This window comes from Solihabitans fulvus (assembly GCF_008386585.1).
Lineage (GTDB): Bacteria > Actinomycetota > Actinomycetes > Mycobacteriales > Pseudonocardiaceae > Solihabitans > Solihabitans fulvus.
The window spans coordinates 103,035-124,435 of sequence record NZ_VUOB01000046.1 but is presented as its reverse complement, the minus strand read 5'-3'; the positions used below and the strand labels follow the sequence as shown (position 1 = coordinate 124,435).

At 72.0% G+C, this 21,401-nt stretch carries 3 protein-coding genes; 2 read left to right on the top strand and 1 reads right to left on the bottom strand.

Features of this window, described 5'->3' with window-relative positions:
* Positions 1–10 precede the first annotated feature (10 nt).
* Positions 11–1,630 carry a GtrA family protein gene (locus tag F0L68_RS25290; protein WP_223199119.1) on the bottom strand — a complete coding sequence of 540 codons (1,620 nt, stop codon included), beginning with the start codon at positions 1,628–1,630 and terminating at the stop codon, positions 11–13.
* 1,270 nt (positions 1,631–2,900) lie between these two features.
* Between F0L68_RS25290 and F0L68_RS25285 the strand changes: the two genes are divergently transcribed.
* A complete protein-coding gene (locus tag F0L68_RS25285) occupies positions 2,901–4,310 on the top strand; it encodes a serine hydrolase domain-containing protein (RefSeq protein ID WP_223199122.1) in 1,410 nt (469 codons plus the stop codon).
* Between the two features lie 88 nt (positions 4,311–4,398).
* The gene (locus F0L68_RS25280; RefSeq protein WP_149852291.1) at positions 4,399–21,396 is read left to right on the top strand and encodes a non-ribosomal peptide synthase/polyketide synthase; all 16,998 of its coding nucleotides are present in this window, start codon (positions 4,399–4,401) and stop codon (positions 21,394–21,396) included.
* The last annotated feature ends 5 nt before the right edge of the window (positions 21,397–21,401 follow it).

Sequence of the window (21,401 nt, the reverse complement as noted above, 5' to 3'; positions counted from 1 at the left end):
AGTCATTGTGTTAGGAGCTCTGAGTGGTGACTGCTGGAAACTGCGCCTCCGACACCGGCCCGGCGACGTGCAGCCGCTGGATCGTCCCGGTCACCACGGCGACCGGCGCCCGCCAGCCGCGTCGGGCGAACCGGACCAGCATGCCGAGGGCGAAGGCCAGGCCGAGGGTGGTGGTGCACAGCGGGAACGCGGCGGCGTCGAGCGCCCTGCCGCGCACCGCGCTCGCCACGCACGTGGCCGCCGCGAGCGCGCCCGCGGTGGCCAGGACGGTGAGCGGCGCCGCGGCGGCGGCCACCGCGCCGACCGAGGCGACGCCGAGCAGCGCGAGCAGCTGCGCGAGGCGTCGACGGGCCAGCCGGCAGGTGGGATGGGTGGCGATGTAGTCGGCGCAGCCCCAGCCCGACTCCCGGTACTCCTTGATCAGGGACCGCAGGGTGGACCGATGTCGGTGCCACGCGGCGAGTTCCGGGGCGCAGCGGATGTCGTAGCCCGCGTTGACGATGGCGAGGAACCAGGGATAGTCCTCGTAGGAATAGGAGAAGTCCGTTGGCGGCCCGCCGACGTGCTCGTACATCGATCGGGTGCAGGCGAAGTTCGCGGTCACCGGCGGCATGTTGTTGCCACGCCCGAAGTTCCGCTCGGTGAGCAGGTAGCCCCGGTCCATCCTCGGGGTCTTGCTGCCCCACATGTTCTGGTCGATGTAGCGGCCCCAGAAGGCCGTAGAGACGCTGCGCATGGGGCCGGCGACGGCGTGGTGCCCCGCCGCGAGCATGGACACCGCGGTGCTGACCCAGTTCAGGGGTAATCGCATGTCGCTGTCGGTCAGCACCAGCACCTCGCCGGTGGCGCGGTCGAGGCCGATGTTGCGCTTGGCGTTGGCGTCCCGCAACGGCGCGTGCACCTCCGCTTCATAGGCGGTGACCGGGTCGCGGCCGAGGTGGCCGTCGAGCGCGGACCAGGTGGAGTCGCCGAGGTCGCCGACGAGAACGACCTCGATGCGGCCGTCGTAGTCCTGTTCCAGCAGGGAGACCACCAGCGGCCGGATCACGGGCGCGCTGTGTTTCACCGGCACCACAACGGAAACCGCGGGTCTGTCTCCCTGCCACCGTCTTCGCCGGTCGCCGCAGGCCGGCGGCGCGGGCGTGGTCGGCTCGGCGGTGGTTGGCCCGGTGGTGGTGGGCTCGGCGACGGTGGGCTCGGTGGTGGTCGGCTCGGTGCGCGCCGTCCGCCGTCCGGCGAACACGAAGCGGTCGCCGAGCACGTAGTTGGCCACTGTGGACCCGACGATGCACACGGTGTTCGCGACGAGGTAGTTGACCTCCGCCCACACCAGGACGGTGAACAGCGCCTGGTTCACCGGAACCAGCGCGAGCCGGCTCGCGTGAAAGCGCCACCAGGTGCGCCAGAGGCCGCCCTGGCGGTCCGCCCAGGTGAACCGGAGGTTCAGGAGGTAATTCACCTCGATGGCCAGCGCCGCTTGTACCAGGTACGCGAGAGCGGTGTTGACGTGCAGCAGCGTGACCAAGGTAAACAGTGAGCCATAACTGACTGCCATAGCGGTGAAGCCGGTCAGTGCGAAACGTGCCGGTCGGCTGCCTAATATGGCACGGGGCAGTGCAGAAAAAGGCATGCAAAACCTTCCCAACATGGGCGTGCGCGACACCGAGGGCAGAATGGACAAGCCGGGGTGCGGCCCGGTAAAACGCATCCGGGGGCCTGGGATGCGACTCGTGGGCGGGCCGAACGGCGCAATCGGCGAACGGCGCCGTCGGTGGACCTTGCTGGCCGGCAATCTTCGTTACGTGTGTCGTGAGTGCGGCCCGGTTAGTTACCTACAGTGGTTTGGGTGGATCCGCAGTGACCTGAACAGATCAACAGTTCTACTGGGGGTGGGCATCGGGGAAGGTCGGTCGATCGTGTGGGTGTATGCCGCCCGTGACCAGGGTCGGCAATGCCGGAAATCCCTGAACCTGCTGGTAGAAGGGTGTGGAGGTATTGGTTGCCTCATCAATTGATTGTGTTGGGCGGCAATCCTCCTGATGTACTGTTCATTCGGCACTGGTCGGGCTTCACGGGTGGTCGCAGGCGCTTTCTTTGGTGCGGTCAGCCGGGAGCGACCGTAGTGCCTGATCTTTGCGGCCGTGCAGACTCCAGGCGGGTGGTGCCAACGGGTGCCCTTATTGCTCTCTGTGGTCCCCGTGCGGCCCGTCCGGTTATCGGTATCCGTCTACATCCGGTCGCAGTGCGCAACTCGGACGAACGAGATTCGAAACAACTGCGGAGGGTGACCGATGATCTAGTCCGGAGAATCCACCGAAAATTAGTTTGGACGGACTCGACGTGGGGTAGAGCCCATCGGTGAGATGTACCCGGGGCCGCAAATGCTCCGCCGTTCGGGTGGAGTGGGACCCTGGCTTAGTTGAATACTCCGATCGGCGGTAGCGATTTTACAAACCGACATGCAGCGTGAAGATCTCGGCAGCTGGAACGTTGGGAGTAGCTTGCTGATTTAGGCCTTACTTTTCTTTGACACTGGTCCGCGTGAGTGTCAGCCGGTGGCGAACCCGGTTTGACGCGCGGGTCATTGTGTCCGAGTCGCGAGGGACGGTTTTGTGATGTTCGAGCCATGTGACGTTGTGTGCTGCGCGTGTCCCCAGGACGTGACCTTCGGTCGCGGACGAAGACGGACCGCGGACTGACGATGATCTCCGCTGCACCACCTCTGCCGACGGGAGAGGCGATCTCCCACAGTCCTTTCGGGTCAACCTAACGATGCCAAGGCGTGTCGTCCCGTTCTGTCGATCTCTCGACGCTGGTCCCCGGACGCTCGGTCGTCCATCCACTGTCGACACTTCGAGGAAAGGTTTGCCTTGGTGACACCACTTTCGGCGCGCGCCCGGATGCACTCGGGTGGGGTAGGCACAAGACATGCAGACCGCGCGAGAGCGAGCGAACGCAGCGCCCGGACCACCGATCGGCTGACCGAGGCGGTCACCCGATTGGCCCGACAGCACCGCGTGCCCGGCGCGCAGCTGGCCTGGCACCAGGACGGCAGGACGCACGGCGTCGCCGTCGGCGAGCAGGAGCACGCCACCGGTCGCGAGCTGCGGAGCGACTCCGCCGTCCCGATCGGCTCCGTCGGCAAGATGTTCACCGCCACGACCGCGATGGCGCTGGTCGCCGACGACGATCTCGACCTCGACGAGCCGGTCGGCGCCCAGCTGCCCGAGCTGGCCAGGGGAGCGGCCAGGCTCGGCGACCGCCTGACACTGCGGCAACTGCTCAGCCACACCAGCGGCCTCCCCTCCAGCCTGGCCGACCGGGACGCCGCGACCAGCTCGCTGCGCCGCTACGTGGCCGACCGGATCGCGCACTGCGAGCCCGTCTGCTCGGCCGGCGCCGGATTCTCCTACTCCAACCTCGGCTTCCTCGTCGCCGGCCGCCTCATCGAGGTGATCACCGGTATGTCCTGGTTCGAGGCGGTCGAGTCGGTGCTGTTGCGGCCACTGGACATTCCCGCCACGTTCGTGGTGTCGCCGAACGCGGCCAGCCAGCCTGGGCACTTCGCCGCAGGGCACACCGTCAACACCCGGACCGGCGAGCCGATCCCGGTCGCGCAGACGATGACACCGGCGCTGGCTCCGGCCGGCGCGCTCGCGATGAGCGCCAGGGACCTGGTCGCCTTCGGTCGGCTGCACCTGCGCGACGCGCCCCCGGGACGTGCGGCCCCGCTCGACGCCGACGCGATCGCCGAGATGCGCCGTGCGGTGCCCGGCGCGGAGCCCTTCGGCATGGCGCACGGCTGGGGCCTCGGCGTCGCGCTGTTCGGCCGCGGCTCGACCCGGTGGCTTGGTCACGACGGCACCGCCGACGGCACGTCCTGTCACCTGCGTGTTGACCCGGCCGGCGGCTGCGTGGTCGCGCTCACCACCAACGCCAACACCGGGGCGGCGATGTGGGAGGACCTGGTGCCCGAGCTGGCCGCCGTCGGCCTCGACGTCGGCATGTACACGACGCCGCTCGCGTCGGCGCGGCCGGTGCCGCTGCCGACCGAGTACTTCGGGAGATACGTCAACGGTGGCACGGAGTACTCGGTGCTCGCCGCCCGCGCGGGCCAGCCGCAGCTGGCGGTCTCCGGCGAGGTGTACCCGGGACTCACCCTGTACGAGCGCGGCGACTTCGCGGTGCGACACCCCGCGTCGGACAAGTGGATCCACGGCGGCCGATTCGTCACAGACCCGAGGACCGGCCGGATCGACGGACTACAGACGGGCGGCCGCATCGCGCGGCGTGAGCGCTCGCCGTCCTGATCCCGCGCCGGTCCACCCGACCCGCACAGGCTCAACCTTTCCAACCCCACCGCACCGGTGCTGACCCGCGCCCGAAAGGTCCGAGTCCATGATCTCCCATGACCGTCTGCTCGCGGAGTGGAACGACACCGAACGAGCAGTGCCGCCGGGGACGCTGCCCGCGCTGTTCGAGGCCCAGGTCGCCAGGACCCCCGACGCGCCCGCGCTGGCCTTCGAGAACGGGACGCTGAGCTACGCCGAACTGGACAGGAGGGCCAATCGCCTGGCCCACCTGCTGATCGGCAGGGGGATCGGGCCGGAGCGCATCGTGGCGCTCGCGCTGCCGCGCTCGGTCGACCTGGTGGTCGCCCAACTCGGCGTGGTCAAGGCGGGCGCGGCCTACCTCCCGGTCGACCCCGCGTACCCGGCGGAGCGGATCGGGTTCATGCTGGCCGACGCGCGCCCCGCGCTCGTCATCGCCGCCGCCGGGCCGTCCTCGGTTGACGGCGTGCCGACGCTCCCCATCGACGCGCCGGACACCGCCGCGATCCTCGCGGGCCTGCCCGACACCGCGCCGACCGACGCGGACCGGACAGCGCCGCTGCGGCTCGAGCACGCCGCGTACGTCATCTACACCTCGGGTTCCACCGGCCGCCCCAAGGGCGTCGTCGTCGCGCACCGCGGCCTGGCCAGCTTCGCCGCGGCCGAGGCGGACCGCTTCGACGTCGGCCCCGGCGACCGGGTGCTCCAGTTCTCCTCGCCGAGCTTCGACGCGTCGGTGCTCGAGCTGTGCATGGCGCTGCCGGTCGGCGCGGCGATCGTGGTGCCGCCGCCGGGACCGCTGCTCGGCGACCAGCTCGCGGACGTGTTGGCGCGCCAGCGGGTCACGCACGCCCTGATCCCGCCGGTGGCGCTGGCCACGCTGCCGCCCGCCGACCTGCCCGCGTTCCGCACGCTCATCGTCGGCGGCGACGCCTGCACCGCCGACCTGGTCGACCGCTGGGCACCCGGCCGGCGGATGATCAACGCCTACGGCCCGACCGAGTCCACTGTCGTGGCCACCTGGAGCCAGCCGCTGCGCCCCGGCGGCACCCCGCCGATCGGGCGGCCGATCTGGAACACCCAGGGCTACGTCCTGGACGCCGCGCTGCGCCCCGTGCCGGTCGGCGCCGACGGCGAGCTGTATGTGTCGGGCATCGGCCTGGCCAGGGGCTACCTGCGCCGCCCCGGCCTGACCTCGGAACGCTTCCTGGCCAACCCGTTCGGGCCGCCGGGATCCCGCATGTACCGCACCGGCGACGTCGTGCGCATGGGCTGCGACGGCGAGCTGGAGTTCGTCGGCCGCGCCGACCACCAGGTGAAGATCCGCGGGGTGCGGATCGAGCCTGGCGAGATCGAGGCCGCGCTGCGCGACCACACCGACGTCGACCGGGCCGTCGTGGTGGCTGGCGAGTCGAGAAGGGGGCACCGGCGGCTCGTCGCCTACGTCGTCGCCGCGCCGGGCACCGCCCCCGCCGCCGCGGACCTTCGTGCGCTGCTCGCCACGTCGATGCCCGCGCACCTGGTGCCGGCGGCCTTCGTGCTGCTGGACCAGCTGCCGTTGAGCCCCAACGGAAAGCTCGACCGGACCGCGCTGCCCGAGCCCGCCGACGCGGTGTCCCCGACCGGACTCGTGCCGCCCCGCACCGACACCGAGCGGGCCGTCGCGCGGATCTGGGCCGAGGCCATCGGCGTCGACCGCGTCGGCGTCGAGGACCACTTCGTGCACGTCGGCGGCGACTCCGTCCTCGGCGCGCGGGTGCTGGCCAGGATCCGCGCGGAACTCGGCGTGAGCCTGCCGCCGCGCGCCGTCTTCGACCATCCGACCGTCGCGGGCCTCGCCGAACTTGTCGAGGCGGCCCCGGCGGGCGAACCGCCGATCACCCGGGTCGACCGCGCGGCGGCGCTGCCGCTTTCCTCTGCGCAGCAACGACTCTGGTTCCTCGACGACCTCGCCCCCGGCGGCACCGAGTACAACACCGGCGTCGGCCTGCGGCTGACCGGCCGGCTGGACGAGGCGGCGCTGCTGGCGGCGCTGGCGGCGCTGGCTGCGCGGCACGAGTCGCTGCGCACCACCTTCGACACCGTCGACGGGCGCGGCGTGCAGCGCGTCGCCGACCACGGCGACCTCCCGCTCCGGTCGGTCGACCTCGGCCACCTCTCGGGGACGGACCGCGACACCGCGTTGGACGCGGAACTGCTGCGCGAGGCCGGCCGGCCCTTCGACCTGCGCAGGGGCCCGCTGACCAGGGCCGTGCTGATCCGCCTCGCGGAGACCGAGCACGTGCTTGTGCTGGCGCAGCACCACATCGTCACCGACGGCTGGTCCGTTGGCCTGCTCGTCGACGAGCTCGGCGAGCTGTACGCGCACGGCGCCGCGGCCGGGCTGCCGGACCTGCCGATCCAGTACCCGGACTACGCCGTGTGGCAGCGCGCTCGCGCCGCCGGCCCCGACCTCGACGAGCACGTCGACTACTGGCGTCGGCAGCTCGACGGGCTGCGCGGCCTCGACCTGCCGACCGACCGGCCGAGGCCATCGGTGCGCACCACGCACGGCGCGCTGCACCGCCGCGCCCTGCCGGCCGAGCTGGTCGGCCGGCTCACCAGGCTGGGCCAGACGCACGACGCGACCCTGTTCGTCACGCTCACCGCCGCCGCGCAGCTGCTGCTGTCCCAGCAGGCGAACCAGCGCGACATCGCCATCGGCACCGTGACCTCCGGCCGCGACCGCGCCGAACTCGAGCGGCTGGCCGGGTTCTTCGTGAACACCCTCGTGCTGCGCTCGCGGATCGACCCGGCGCAGCGCTTCGCCGACTTCCTCGGCGCGGTAAGGGAAACCGTGCTCGCGGCCTTCGAACACGGCGAGGTGCCCTTCGACCGGTTGGTCGAGGAGCTGCGACCCGACCGCGACCCCAGCCGCACGCCGCTGGTGCAGGCGCTCGTCGTGCTCCAGACCGACATGGTGCCGACGCGGGAGATCGGCGGACTGCGCATCGCCGAACAGCGGCTGCCGCGACCGGCCGCGCGGTTCGACCTCGTGCTGGAGTTCTGGCCGAGGGACGGCGAACTGGACCTCGCGGTCGAGTACAACACCGACCTGTTCGACGCGGCAACCATCGACGACCTGGCCCGGAACCTGGCGAAGCTGCTCGCCGCGATCGCCGACACCCCGGACAGCCCGCTCGCCGCGCTCGGGCCGCTCGCCACCGAACGCTGGGCGAACGAGCCGGAGGCCGCGCCGGCCGACCGGCCGCGCCGGCAGGCCGTCGGCTATGTCGCGCCCCGCACCGACACCGAACGCGCGCTGGCCGAGATCTGGGCCGACGTCCTCGGCGTCGACCGAGTCGGCGTGCACAACAACTTCTTCGAGCTGGGCGGCGACTCGATCCTCAGCATCGCGTTGGTGTCCCGCGCCAGGCAGGCCGGCTACGGCCTGACCAGCAAGGACATCTTCCAACACCAGACCATCGCGAAGCTCGCCCCCGCCGTCGGCCGGGTCGCCGACGCGGTGGTGGCGGAGCAGGGCGTCGTCAGCGGTGACGTGCCGCTGACCCCGATCCAACGGTGGTTCCTCGACAGCGACCCCGCGCGTCCCTGGCACTTCAACCAGTCCGTGACGGTCGAGCTGCGCGAGCACGTCGACGAGGCCGCGCTGCGCGCCGCGCTGACCGCGATCGTGGCGCACCACGACGCGCTGCGGATGCGCTTCGAGCGCACCGAACACGGGTGGCGGCAACACAACGCCGCCGCCGCGACCGCCGATCCGCTGCGCCTGCTCGACCTTTCGGCCGTGCACCACGGCATGCGGGACGCGGCCGTGCGCCGCGCCGTCGGCGAGACGCACACGAGCCTCGACCTCGGCGCGGGCCCGCTGCTGCGGGCGGTGCTGTTCGACCTCGGCGACGACCGGCGACCGGCGCTGTTCCTCGCCGTCCACCACCTGGTCGTGGACGGCGTGTCCTGGCGGATCCTGTTGGCGGACCTGGACATCGGCTACGCGCAGGCCCTGCGCGGCGAGGCCGTCCGCCTCGGCCCCAAGACCACTCCGGTGCGGGACTGGTCGACGCGCCTTGCCGAACACGCGCTGGCCGGCGGGTTCGACACCGAACTGCCGCACTGGTCCGAGGTGGGCGCCGGGACCGATCCTGCGTTGCCGGTGGACCGGGACGGCGCGAACACCGTCGGCTCGGAGCGGTCGGTCACCGTCCGGCTCGACGCTGCGGACACCGCCGCGCTGCTGCACGACGTGCCGGCCGTATATCGCACGCAGGTCAACGACGTGCTGCTGACCGCGCTCGGCCGCGCGCTGGCCGACTGGACCGGCCGCGACCGCGTGCTGATCGACCTGGAGGGGCACGGCCGGGAGGAGCTGTTCGACGGCGTCGACCTGTCCCGCACCGTCGGGTGGTTCACGTCGTTGTTCCCGGTCGCGCTCGACGCGCCGGCCGGCGACTGGGGTTCCGCGCTGAAGTCGGTCAAGGAACAGCTGCGGGCCGTGCCGGGGCGGGGCCTCGGCTACGGCGCGCTGCGCCACCTCGACGGCCGCGCCCCTGCCGTGTCGCCGAGGGTGAGCTTCAACTATCTCGGCCAGTTCGACCTGCCCGACGGGCTCTACGCATCGCGACCCGCGCTCGACCTGTCCACCGACCCCGACGCGGCGCGCGCGCACCTGATCGACGTGGTCGGCATCGTCGAGGACGGCTGCCTGGAGTTCCGCTGGCTCTACTCCGAGCACGTGCACCGGTCGGACACCGTCCGCGCGGTCGCCGACGCCATGCTCGACGCCCTACGGCAGCTCCTCGCGCACTGCGCGCGGCCGGATACCGGCGGGCGCACCCCATCGGACTTCCCGCTCGCGCGACTCGATCAGTCCACTGTGGACGCGCTGGTCGGCGACGGTGAGGCGGTCGAGGACATCTACCCGCTGACCCCGACGCAGGCCGGGATGGTGTTCCACCGGCTGTCCCAGGGAGACCAGGGCGTCTACTTCCAGCAGTTGACCTTCGTGCTGGCCGGGGTGCCCGACCTCGGCGTGCTCGGCGAGGCGTGGCACCGGGTCGTGGCGGCGACGCCGATCCTGCGCAGCCGCGTCGTGTGGGAGGGCGTCGACGAGCCGCTCCAGGTGGTGCAGCGGCACGTCGGCGTCCCGATCACCACGCACGACTGGACCGGACTGTCGGAGCGGCAGCGGCAGGCGCGCCTGCACGACCTGCTCGCCGCCGACCGCGCCGAAGGCCTCGGGCTGGACCTCGCCCCGCTGCTCCGGGTGGCCCTGATTCGGCTGTCCGACAACGAAGTCAGGGTCGTGTGGACATTCCACCACGTGCTGCTGGACGGGTGGAGCGTCTTCGAGGTCCTCGCCGACGTGTTCGCCTGGCACGCCGTGCTGTCGGGTGACTCCGCCGCGGACCCGGTGCCGCGCCGACCGTTCCGCGACTACCTCGACTGGCTCGGCGACCGCGACCACGCGGCGGCCGAGGAGCACTGGCGGCGCGCGCTGTCCGGCCTCACCGAGTCGACGGCCCTGCCCCGCGACCGCGTTTCCGCCGAGGCGCACCGCGCCGAGTCCACCGGCACCGTACGCGTCGCGCTGCCGGCGGAACGGTCGGCCGCGCTGCGGCTGGCGGCGTCGGCCAACGGCCTGACCGTGAACACGCTCGTGCAGGGCGCCTGGGCCGTGCTGCTGTCCAGGCACGCCGGGCAAAGCGACGTCGTGTTCGGCACCACGGTGTCCGGCCGGCCGGCCGAACTGCCCGGCGTCGAGTCGATGATCGGCATCTTCATCAACACGCTGCCGCTGCGCGCCGAGGTGCGCGGCGACCAGCGGCTGGCCGACTGGCTGCGCGACCTACAGCTGGCGCAGGCGGAGTCGCGCCGCTTCGACTTCGTGTCCCTCGCGCACATCCAGGGCTGGAGCGAACTACCGGCCGGCGGCGCGCTGTTCGACAGCATCGTCGTATTCGAGAACTACCCGATCAACGACGAGACGGCCGGGGCGCACGGGCTCGGCCTGCGCGAGCTGCGTGGCATCGAGACGACCAACTATCCGCTCAGCGTGGTCGCCTATCCCGGCGACACGCTCGGCCTCGCCCTCGGCTACGACCCGACCCAGTTCGACGCGGCGACCGTGCACCGCATGGCCGAGCACCTGGTGACCCTGCTGGCCGGCATGGCGGAACACCTGGACGGGCCGGTCGACGAGCTGCCGATGCTGACTGACGCCGAGCGGCTCCGCCTGCTGGTCGAGTGGAACGGGCCGGTCGAGGAACCGGCCGACGACACCGTCCACGGCCTGTTCGCCGAGCAGGTCCGGCGTACGCCCGACGCGATCGCCGTCGCGGCCGACGGCGTCGAGGTGAGCTACGCGGAACTGGACCGGTCCTCGACCGCGCTGGCGCGGCGGCTGACCGACCTCGGCGTTCGCGCGGAGAGCCGCGTCGGCCTGCTGCTGGAGCGATCCGTCGAGTTCGTGATCGCGGAGCTGGCGGTGCTCAAGGCGGGCGGCGCGTACGTGCCGCTCGACGCGCGGGCCCCGGCCGACCGGATGCGACTGGTGCTGGCGGAGGCCGAGGCCGAGGTCCTGCTCACCGACCACACCTGGGCCGACCTCGCCGCGAAGGTCCACAGTGGACCGACCGTCGTGGTGGACGCCGACTCCGCCGAGGTGGTGCACGGGCCTGCCGCGTTCGTGGATCCGGAGTGTCTCGCGTACGTGATGTACACCTCCGGGTCGACCGGCACGCCGAAGGGCGTGGCGGTGCGGCACCGAGACGTCGTCGCCCTGGTCCACGACCACCGGTTCGACAACGGCGCGCACGACCGGGTGCTGCTGCACTCGCCGCCCGCGTTCGACGCCTCCACCTACGAGCTGTGGGTGCCGCTGCTGCGCGGCGGGCGCGTCGTGCTCGCGCCGCCCGGCGCCGTGGACGCGGACGTGGTGCGGCACACCACGACCGCGCACGGCGTGACCGCGCTGTGGCTGACCGCAGGCGTGTTCCGCGTGTTGGCACAGGAATCGCCGCACTGTCTCGACGGCGTGCGCGAGGTGTGGACCGGCGGCGACGTCGTGCCGGCCTGGGCGGTGCGCCGAGTGCTGGACGCGTGCCCCGGGCTGGTCGTCGTCGACGGGTACGGCCCCACCGAGACCACGACCTTCGCCACCGCCCACCGGATGTCCGACGCGGAGCTGGTCGCCGAGCCGGTGCCGATCGGGCACGCCCTCGACCACAACCAGGTCTACGTGCTGGACGCCGCGCTGAGACCGACGCCGGTCGGCGTCGCGGGCGAACTGCACATCACCGGCGGCGGCCTGGCGCGTGGCTACCTCCGCCGTCCCGGCCTGACCGCGGACCGGTTCGTGGCCGACCCGTTCGGCGCACCGGGCTCGCGGATGTACCGCACCGGCGACCTGGTGCGGTGGACCGCCGACGGCGAGCTGGAGTTCGTCGGCAGGGTGGACGAGCAGGTCAAGATCCGGGGCTTCCGCATCGAACCCGGCGAGATCGAGGCCGCGTTGACCGGGCTGCCCGAGGTCGCCGAGGCCGTCGTCGTGGCGGCGAGCGGCAGCGGCGGCACCCGGCGGCTGGTGGCCTATGTGGTGCCGAGCCCCGGTTCGAGCGAGGTGCGTCCCGCGGCACTCGGCGCGGCCCTCGCCGGGCTGCTGCCCGACTACATGGTGCCGACTGCCTTCGTGCTGTTGGACGAGTTGCCGTTGAGCCGGCACGGAAAGCTGGACAGGGCCGCACTGCCGGTGCCCGACCTGGCCGAGCAGCGGATCGGCTTCGTCGCGCCGCGCACCGAGGCGGAACTGCTGCTGGCCGGCATCTGGGCCGAGGTGCTCGGCGTGCCGAGCGTCGGCGTCGAGGACAACTTCTTCGAGCTGGGCGGCGACTCGATCCTGAGCATCCAGGTGGTGTCGCGGGCCCGCCGCGCCGGGCTCGGCGTGATGCCGCGCGACGTGTTCGCGCGGCCGACGGTCGCCGCCCTGGCGGCCGGCGCCGCCGAGGTGGCGGAACGGATCGAGCAGGGACCGGTCAGCGGCGAAGCGCCACTGACCCCGATCCAGCGCTGGTTCTTCGAGACCAGCGGGGCCAGGCCGGAGCAGCTGGACCAGTCCGTGCGCGTCGAACTGGCCGAGGACGTGGACGAGGCCGCGCTGCGCGCCGCGCTCGCCGCGCTGGTCGAGCACCACGACGCGCTGCGGATGCGGTTCACCCGCGTGGACGGCCGGTGGCGGCAGTGCAACGCGCCGACCCAGCGGGAGGATCCGCTGCTGGTGCGGCACGCGCTGCCCGCCGGGATCGACCGCGCCATCGAGGACGTGCACCAGGGCTTCGACCTGGCCGAGGGACCATTGCTGCGCGCCGTGCTGTTCCGTCGCGGCGAGGCGCACCCCCTGCTGTTCCTTGCCGCGCACCACCTCGTCGTGGACGGCGTGTCCTGGCGGATCCTGTTGGAGGACCTGGAAACCGCGTACCGGCAGGCCCTCGGCGGCACGCCGATCACCCTGGGGGAGAAGACCACCGCCTTCCGGGACTGGGCGCTGCGGCTGGACGAGCACGCCGCGGCAGGCGGCTTCGACGACGAGCTGGCGCACTGGACGGCCGTCGGCGACCGGGCCGATGCCGCGCTGCCCACCGACGGGTGCGGCGCGAACACCGTCGGCTCGACGCGCTCGGTCACCGTCCGGCTCGGCGCGGAAGCCACCAGGGCGCTGTTGCAGGACGTGCCGCGCGCCTACCTGACGCAGGTCAACGACGTGCTGCTCAGTGCTCTCGCGCGGGCGCTGTCGGGCTGGACCGGGCGGCCGAGGGTGCTGCTGAACCTGGAGGGGCACGGCCGCGAGGAGCTGTTCGACGGTGTCGACCTGTCCCGCACGGTCGGCTGGTTCACCGCGCTGTTCCCGGTGGCGCTCGACGTGCCGGACGGCGACTGGGGAGCGACGCTCAAGTCCGTCAAGGAACAACTGCGCGCAGTGCCGCACCGGGGCGTCGGCTACGGCGCGCTGCGCTACCTCGCGCGGGCCGACCTCGGCGCGCCGGTCGAGCCGTTGGTGAGCTTCAACTACCTCGGCCAGTTCGACTGGCCCGACGCAGGCGGCGACCTGTTCGGCGCGATGGACGGCGGGCTCGCCGGCCACGCGGACGGGGAAACCCAGCGGCCGCACCAGCTCGACGTCGTCGGCAGGGTCGAGCACCGGCGCCTCGAACTGACCTTCAGCTACTCCACCGGCCTGCACCACGCGGACACGATGTCCCGGCTGGCCGAGGAGACCCTGGCCGCCGTCGAGGCGATCGTGGCGCACTGCGCCGACCCGGAGGCGGGCGGCCGGACGCCGTCGGATTTCCCACTCGCGCGGCTCGATCAGTCCACTGTGGACATCCTGGTCGGCGACGGCCGGGAGGTCGAGGACGTCTACCCGCTGACGCCGATGCAGGCCGGCATGGTGTTCCACAGCCTAGTGGGCGCGAGCACCGGCGCGTACTTCAACCAGGTGCGGCTGCGGCTGTCCGGGGTGCGTGACCCGAAGGAGCTCGGCGCGGCCTGGCAGCGGGTTGTCGAGCGCACCGCGATCCTGCGCAGCCGGGTCGTCTGGGACGGGCTCGACCGGCCGTTGCAGGTGGTGCAGCGCGAGGTCGAGCTGCCGATCGCGTATCACGACCTCGCGGGCCTGGCGGAGCCGGCGCGCGAGGCCGCGCTCGCCGGGCTGGTCGAGCAGGATCGGGCCGCGGGCCTGGATCTCGCGATCGCGCCGCTGATGCGGCTGACCATCGCGCGGCTGTCCGCCGACGAGGTCGCGCAGCTCTGGACGTTCCACCACATCCTGCTGGACGGCTGGAGCGCGGCCGAGGTGTTCACCGAGGTGTGCGCGCTGCACGCCGCCGCGACCGGTGGCCGGGCCGCCGCGCTTGCGCCACGGCAACCGTTCCGCGACTACCTCGCCTGGCTTGGCGAGCGCGACCAGGCCGAGGCGCAGGCGCACTGGCGCGGCCTGCTGGACGGGTTCGACTCGCCGACCGCGCTGCCGTATGACCGCCGCCCGGTCGACGCGCACCGGGCCGAGTCCGCCGAGGCGATCCGCTTCACGATGTCCGCCGCGCGGTCGACCCGGCTGCGGGAGACCGCGCAGCGGCACGGGCTGACCATGAACACCGTAGTGCAGGGCGCCTGGGGCGTGCTGTTGGCGCGCTACACCGGCGACACCGACGTGGTGTTCGGCACCACCGTGTCCGGTCGGCCCGCCGAGCTGGCCGGCGTGGAGTCAATGGTGGGGATGTTCATCAACACCCTGCCGACGCGACTGCGCGTCCACAGTGGACAGAAACTGATCCCGTGGTTGCGGGAACTCCAGTCCGCGCAGGCCGAGTCGCGGCGGTTCGACTTCGTCTCGCTGGCCGAACTCCAGGGCTGGACCGCGGTTCCCGGCGGCGTCACCCTGTTCGACAGCATCGTCGTGTTCGAGAACTACCCGTTCGACGAGGACGCCCTTGCCCAGTACGGCCTGCGGCTGCACGACATGGACGCCGTCGAGCCGACCAGCTATCCGCTCAGCCTGGTGGTCATCCCCGGTGAGGAGCTGACGATCCAGTTCGGCTACGACAGCGCCCTGTTCGACGAACGGACCGTGCGGAACCTGTCCGGGCACCTGACCCACGTGCTCGACCTGCTGGCCGACGACGCGATCACCGAGCTCGACCAACTCGACCTGCTCGGCCCCGCCGAGCGGCGGCGGGTGCTGACCGAGTGGAACGACACGGATCGTGCGGTGGCTGCGGCGACGTTGCCGGCGTTGTTTGAGGCGCAGGTGGGGCGGACTCCGGATGTGGTGGCGTTGGTGTCGGCTGGTGTGGAGTTGAGCTACGCGGAGGTGGATGCGCGGGCGAATGGGTTGGCGCGTGAGCTGGTTGCGCGTGGTGTTGGTCCTGAGGCTGTGGTGGCGTTGGTGTTGCCTCGGTCGGTGGAGATCGTGGTGGCGGAGTTGGCGGTGGCGAAGGCGGGCGGGGCGTTTCTGCCGGTGGATCCGGCGTATCCGGTGGAGCGGATCGCGTTCATGTTGCGGGACTCCCGCCCGGTGCTGGTGCTGACCCGCTCGGACGTCGAGGTTCCGGCCGGAGAGGTCCCGGTGCTGCCGCTGGACGATCCGGACACGCTCGCCTCGATCGCCGCGCGTGACGGGGGCGCGGTGAGCGACGCGGATCGGTTGGGCCCGTTGGTGTTGGACCATCCGGCGTATGTGATCTACACGTCGGGTTCGACGGGGACGCCGAAGGGTGTCGTTGTCTCGCACCGGGGTCTGGCGAGTTTCTCGGCCGCCGAGGTCGATCGGTACGCGGTTGCGGCGGGGGATCGGGTGTTGCAGTTCTCCTCGCCGAGTTTCGATGCGTCGGTGTTGGAGTTGTGCATGTCGGTGCTGGTCGGGGCCACGCTGGTCGTGCCGCCAGAAGGCCCGCTGCTCGGCGAGCAGCTCGCCGAGGTGTTGGCGGGACAGGAGATCACGCACGCGTTGATCCCGCCGGTCGCGCTGGCCACCGTGCCGGCGGTCGAGCTGCCCGCGTTCCGCACGATGATCGTCGGTGGCGACGCGTGTTCACCGGAGCTGGTGGACCGGTGGGCGCCAGGGCGTCGGCTGATCAACTCCTACGGCCCGACGGAGTCGACGGTCGTGTCGACCTGGAGCGAACCCCTTGCGGCTGGACAGAGTCCGGTCATCGGCGGGCCGATCTGGAACACGCGCGTCTACGTGTTGGACGCGGGTTTGCGGCCGGTGCCGGTCGGCGTGGCCGGGGAGCTGTTCGTGGCCGGCGCGGGTCTGGCGCGCGGCTATCTCGGGCGCGCCGGGTTGACCGCGGAGCGGTTCGTGGCGAATCCGTTTGGAGAGCCGGGCTCGCGGATGTACCGCACCGGCGATGTCGTGCGCTGGACCGCCGACGGCGTGCTGGAGTTCGTGGGGCGGGCGGACGAGCAGGTGAAGATCCGGGGCTTCCGGGTCGAACCCGGCGAGATCGAGGCCGCGCTGACGACCCTGCCGCAGGTCGCCGAGGCGGTCGTGGTCGCGTCGGACACCGGGGTCGGGCACCGCAGGCTGGTCGCCTACGTGGTGCCGTCGGCCGACGACGACGCGCTGAACACGGCCGAGCTGCGCGAGACCCTCGGCCGGACGCTGCCGGACTACCTGGTGCCGGCCGTGTTCGTGGTGCTGGACGAGTTCCCGCTGAGCCGCAACGGAAAGCTCGACCGGGCCGCGCTGCCCGTGCCCGACGCGGCCGAGCCGAGGGCCGGGTTCGTCGCGCCGAGCACCGAGGCCGAACGGGTGTTGGCCGGCGTGTGGGCCGAGGTGCTCGGTGTCGAGCAGGTCGGCGTGCGGGACAACTTCTTCGAGCTGGGCGGCGACTCGATCCTGAGCATTCAGGTGGTGTCGCGGGCCCGGCGCGCCGGGTTGCGCGTGATGCCCCGCGATGTGTTCGCGCGGCCGACCATCGAGGCGTTGGCGGCCGGCGCGACCGAGGTCGAGGAGTCCGTCGCGCAGGGGCCGGTCAGCGGCGAGGTGCCGTTGACCCCCATCCAGCACTGGTACCTCGACGCCGCACCGACAAAGCCGGAGCACTTCGACCAGTCCATGACGCTGGAACTGGTCGAGGACGTCGACGAGGCGGCGCTGCGGGCCGCGCTCGCCGCGCTGACGGAACACCATGACGCGCTGCGGATGCGGTTCACCCGCGCGGCCGGCGGATGGCGGCAGCACAACGCGCCGATCGAGCCCGTCGAGGTGCTGCGTCGCGTCGACCTCACCGAAGCCGAGCCCGCCGACCAGCTCGCCGCGCGGGCCGCGTGCGCTGACGACCTGCACCGCACCTTCGACCTGGCCGCGGGTCCGCTGCTGCGGGCCGTGCTGTTCGACCTCGGCGCGGGGCGGCCCGGCGAACTGCTGCTCGCCGCGCACCACCTCGTCGTGGACGGGGTGTCCTGGCGGATCCTGGTGGAGGACCTGGAAACCGCGTACCGGCAGGCCGAGCGCGGCGAGCCGATCGACCTCGGCCCGAGGACCACCTCGTTCCGCGACTGGTCGCTCCGGCTGACCGGCCACGCCAGGGCGGGCGGGTTCGACGGCGAGCTCGACCACTGGGCGGGACAGACCGCCGACGCCGAGCTGCCCAGGGACGACTTCGGCGAGAACACGCTGGATTCGGTCCGCGAGGTCACCGTCCGGCTCGACGCCGCCGAAACGAGAGCGCTGCTCCACGACGTGCCTGGCGCGTACCTGACCCAGGTCAACGACGTGCTGCTGGCGGCGCTGGCCGAGGTGCTGTCCGGCTGGACCGGGCGCGACCGCGTGCTGGTCGACCTGGAGGGGCACGGCCGCGAGGACCTGTTCGACGGTGTCGACCTAACCCGCACGGTCGGCTGGTTTACCACGATGTTCCCGGTCGCCCTCGACGTCGCGTACGGCGACTGGGGCGAGCGGCTGAAGGTGGTCAAGGAGCGGCTGCGGGCCGTGCCTGGCCGGGGCATCGGCCACGGCGCGCTGCGCCACCTGACCGGATCCGGCCCGATCGGCGGCACGCCACCGGTCAGCTTCAACTACCTCGGCCAGTTCGACTGGTCCACCGTGCTCAGCGGGCGGCCGCTGCGCGCGGTGCGCGGCGGCCTGGACGCCGACCTCAGCCCGACCGCCGCGCGCGCCCACGAACTGGACGTGGTGGCCCGCGTCGAGGACGGCTGCCTGCGGTTCGACTGGCTGTACTCGACGGGCCTGCACCGCGAGCGCACCGTGGAAACCCTGGCGCGCCAACTGCTCGACGCGCTGCGGGAGATCGTGACGCACTGCGCCGACCCGGAGGCGGGCGGCCGCACCCCGTCGGACTTCCCGCTCGCGCGGCTCGATCAGTCCACTGTGGACGCACTGGTCGGCGACGGCCGGGAGGTCGAGGACGTCTACCCGCTGACGCCGATGCAGGCCGGCATGGTGTTCCACGGGCTGTCCCAGGGCGATCTTGGCGTCTACCTGGAACAGGCGACGTTCGTGCTGGACGGCGTCGACGATCCCGGCGCGCTCGCCGAGGCCTGGCAACACGTGGTGGACCGCACGCCGATCCTGCGCACCCGCATCGCCTGGCGCGAGGTGGCCGACCCGATGCAGGTCGTGCGGCGACGCGTCACGCTGCCCATCACCCACCTCGACTGGACGACGGTCGCCGAACAGGACCGCGCCGAACGGCTGCGGGCGCTGGTCGCCGAGGACCGCGCCCTCGGCCTCGACCCGACCGTCGCGCCGCTGACCAGGGTGACGATCGCGCGGCTGTCCGACACCGAGGTGCAGGTGCTGTGGACCTTCCACCACGCCCTGCTGGACGGCTGGAGCGTCTACCAGGTGCTGTCGGACGTGTTCGGCTGCCACGCGGCCCTGCGCGCCGGCGGTCAGCCCGCGCTGGTGGCGCGGCGACCGTTCAGCGACTACCTCGCCTGGCTGGACACCAGAAATCGGTCCGAGGCGGCGGAGTACTGGCGGCGCGCGCTCGCCGGCTTTGCCGCGGCCACCCCGCTGTCCTACGACCGTCCGCCCGCGCCGACGCACGCCACCCGCTCGGCCACCTGGCTGCCGGCGTCGCTGGACGAGGCGGAGTCCGAGCGGCTGCGCCGACTCGCCCAGCGCGGCGGGCTGACGCTGAACACCATCGCGCAGGGCGCGTGGGCGCTGGTGCTCGCCAGACGCAGCGGACAGCGCGACGTCTGCTTCGGCGCGACCGTGTCGGGCCGGCCGGCCGACCTGCCGGGTTCCGAGTCGATCACCGGGCTGTTCATCAACACCCTGCCCGTCCGGGTGGCGGTCGGCGACGAGCCGAGCCTGGTCGACTGGCTGCGAGAGTTGCAGTCCGCCCAGGCCGAGGCGCGGCGGTTCGACTTCGTGTCCCTGGCGGAACTGCCGCGCTGGACCGAGCTGCCCGCCGAGGCCGGCCTGTTCGACAGCATCGTGGTGTTCGAGAACTACGTGATCAACGACGAGGCCGCCGCCACGCACGGCCTCAAGGTGCGCGAGCTGGACGCCGTCGAGACGACGAACTACCCGCTGACCATCGCGGTGGTGCCCGGCGCGCGGCTGACCATCCAACTTGGCTACGACCCCGACCTCTTCGACGCGGCGACGGCCGACCAGTTCGCCGACCAGCTCACGCACGTCCTGCGGGTCATCGCGGACCGGCCCGACGACCTGGTCGGCCGGGTCGACCTGCTCACCGAGTCGGCGCGGCGGCGGGTGCTGACGGAGTGGAACGACACGGGTCGCGCGGTTGAGTCGGCGACGTTGCCGGCGTTGTTTGAGGCGCAGGTGGCGCGGACTCCGGATGCGGTGGCGTTGGTGTCGGCCGGTTCGGAGCTGACCTACGCGGAGGTGGATGCGCGGGCGAATCGGTTGGCGCGTGAGCTGGTTCGGCGTGGTGTGGGTCCTGAGTGTGTGGTGGCGTTGGTGTTACCGCGTTCGGTGGAGATCGTGGTGGCGCAGTTGGCGGTGGCGAAGGCCGGTGGGGCGTTCCTTCCGGTGGATCCGGCGTATCCGTTGGAGCGGATCGCGTTCATGCTGCGGGATTCCCGTCCAGTTCTGGTGCTGACCCGCTCGGACGTCCCCCTGGCGGACGGCGACCTGCCCGTCCTGTTCGTCGACGAGCCGCTGCCCGAGGGCGAACTCGCCCCGACGGACGCCGATCGGTTGGGCCCGTTGGAGTTGGACCATCCGGCGTATGTGATCTACACGTCGGGTTCGACGGGGACGCCGAAGGGTGTCGTGGTGTCGCATCGGGGTCTGGCGAGTTTCTCGGCCGCCGAGGTCGATCGGTATGCGGTTGCGGTGGGGGATCGGGTGTTGCAGTTCTCCTCGCCGAGTTTCGACGCGTCGGTGTTGGAGTTGTGCATGTCGGTGCTGGTGGGGGCCACGCTGGTGGTGCCGCCCGATGGCCCGCTGCTCGGCGAACAACTGGCGGACGTGCTGGCGGAGGGACGCGTGACGCACGCGTTGATTCCACCGGTCGCGTTGGCCACGGTGCCCGACCGCGCACTACCCGACTTCCGGACCGTGATCGTCGGCGGCGACGCGTGTTCCGCCGAACTGGTGGACCGCTGGGCTCCCGGCCGCAGGCTGATCAACTCCTATGGCCCGACGGAGTCGACGGTCGTGTCGACGTGGAGCGAACCCCTTGCGGCCGGGGACGTGCCCGTCATCGGCGGGCCGATCTGGAACACGCGCGTCTACGTGCTGGACGCGGGTTTGCGGCCGGTGCCGGTCGGCGTTGCCGGGGAGTTGTTCGTGGCCGGCGCGGGTCTGGCGCGCGGCTACCTCGGGCGCGCGGGGCTGACGGCGGAGCGGTTCGTGGCGAATCCGTTCGGGTCGCCGGGGGAGCGGATGTACCGGACCGGCGACCTGGTGCGGTGGACCGTTGACGGCGTGCTGGAGTTCGTGGGGCGGGCGGACGAGCAGGTGAAGATCCGGGGCTTCCGGGTCGAGCCCGGCGAGATCGAGGCCGCGCTGCGCGGCGAACCCGGTGTCGGCGACGCGGTCGTCGTCGCCAGGGACGTGCAGGACGCGCCGAAGCGGTTGGTGGCGTACGTGGTGCCGCAACCGGGTGGCCCGGTGCCGGAGCCCGCCGCGCTGCGCGCCGCGCTGGCCCGCACGCTGCCCGGTTACCTGGTGCCGTCCGCGATCGTCGTGCTGGACCGATTCCCGCTGAGCCCCAACGGAAAGCTCGACAGGTCCGCGCTGCCGACGCCGCCGGCGACGGCGGCGGGCGGCCAGTACGTGGCGCCCGGCACCGATACCGAACGGGTGCTCGCGTCGATCTGGGCCGACGCGCTGGACGCGGACCGCGTCGGCGTCGAGGACAGTTTCTTCGATCTCGGCGGCGACTCCGTCCGCAGCCTGCACATCGCGTCGCGCATCAAGGCGATCTTCGACATCGTGCTGACGCCCAGGGACGTCCTGATCACCAGGACGGTCGCGGGGCTGGCCGAACTCGTCGAGGAACGCGTGCTCCAGGAACTCGAACGGCTCGCCATCGCCGGCGGCACCGACATGGAACTGTGAGAGGG

Coding starts and splice junctions, on each gene's coding strand:
- F0L68_RS25280 (WP_149852291.1), top strand. CDS start 4,399: ATGATCTCCCATGACCGTCTGCTCGCGGAGTGGAACGACACCGAACGA.
- F0L68_RS25290 (WP_223199119.1), bottom strand. CDS start 1,630: ATGCCTTTTTCTGCACTGCCCCGTGCCATATTAGGCAGCCGACCGGCA.
- F0L68_RS25285 (WP_223199122.1), top strand. CDS start 2,901: ATGCACTCGGGTGGGGTAGGCACAAGACATGCAGACCGCGCGAGAGCG.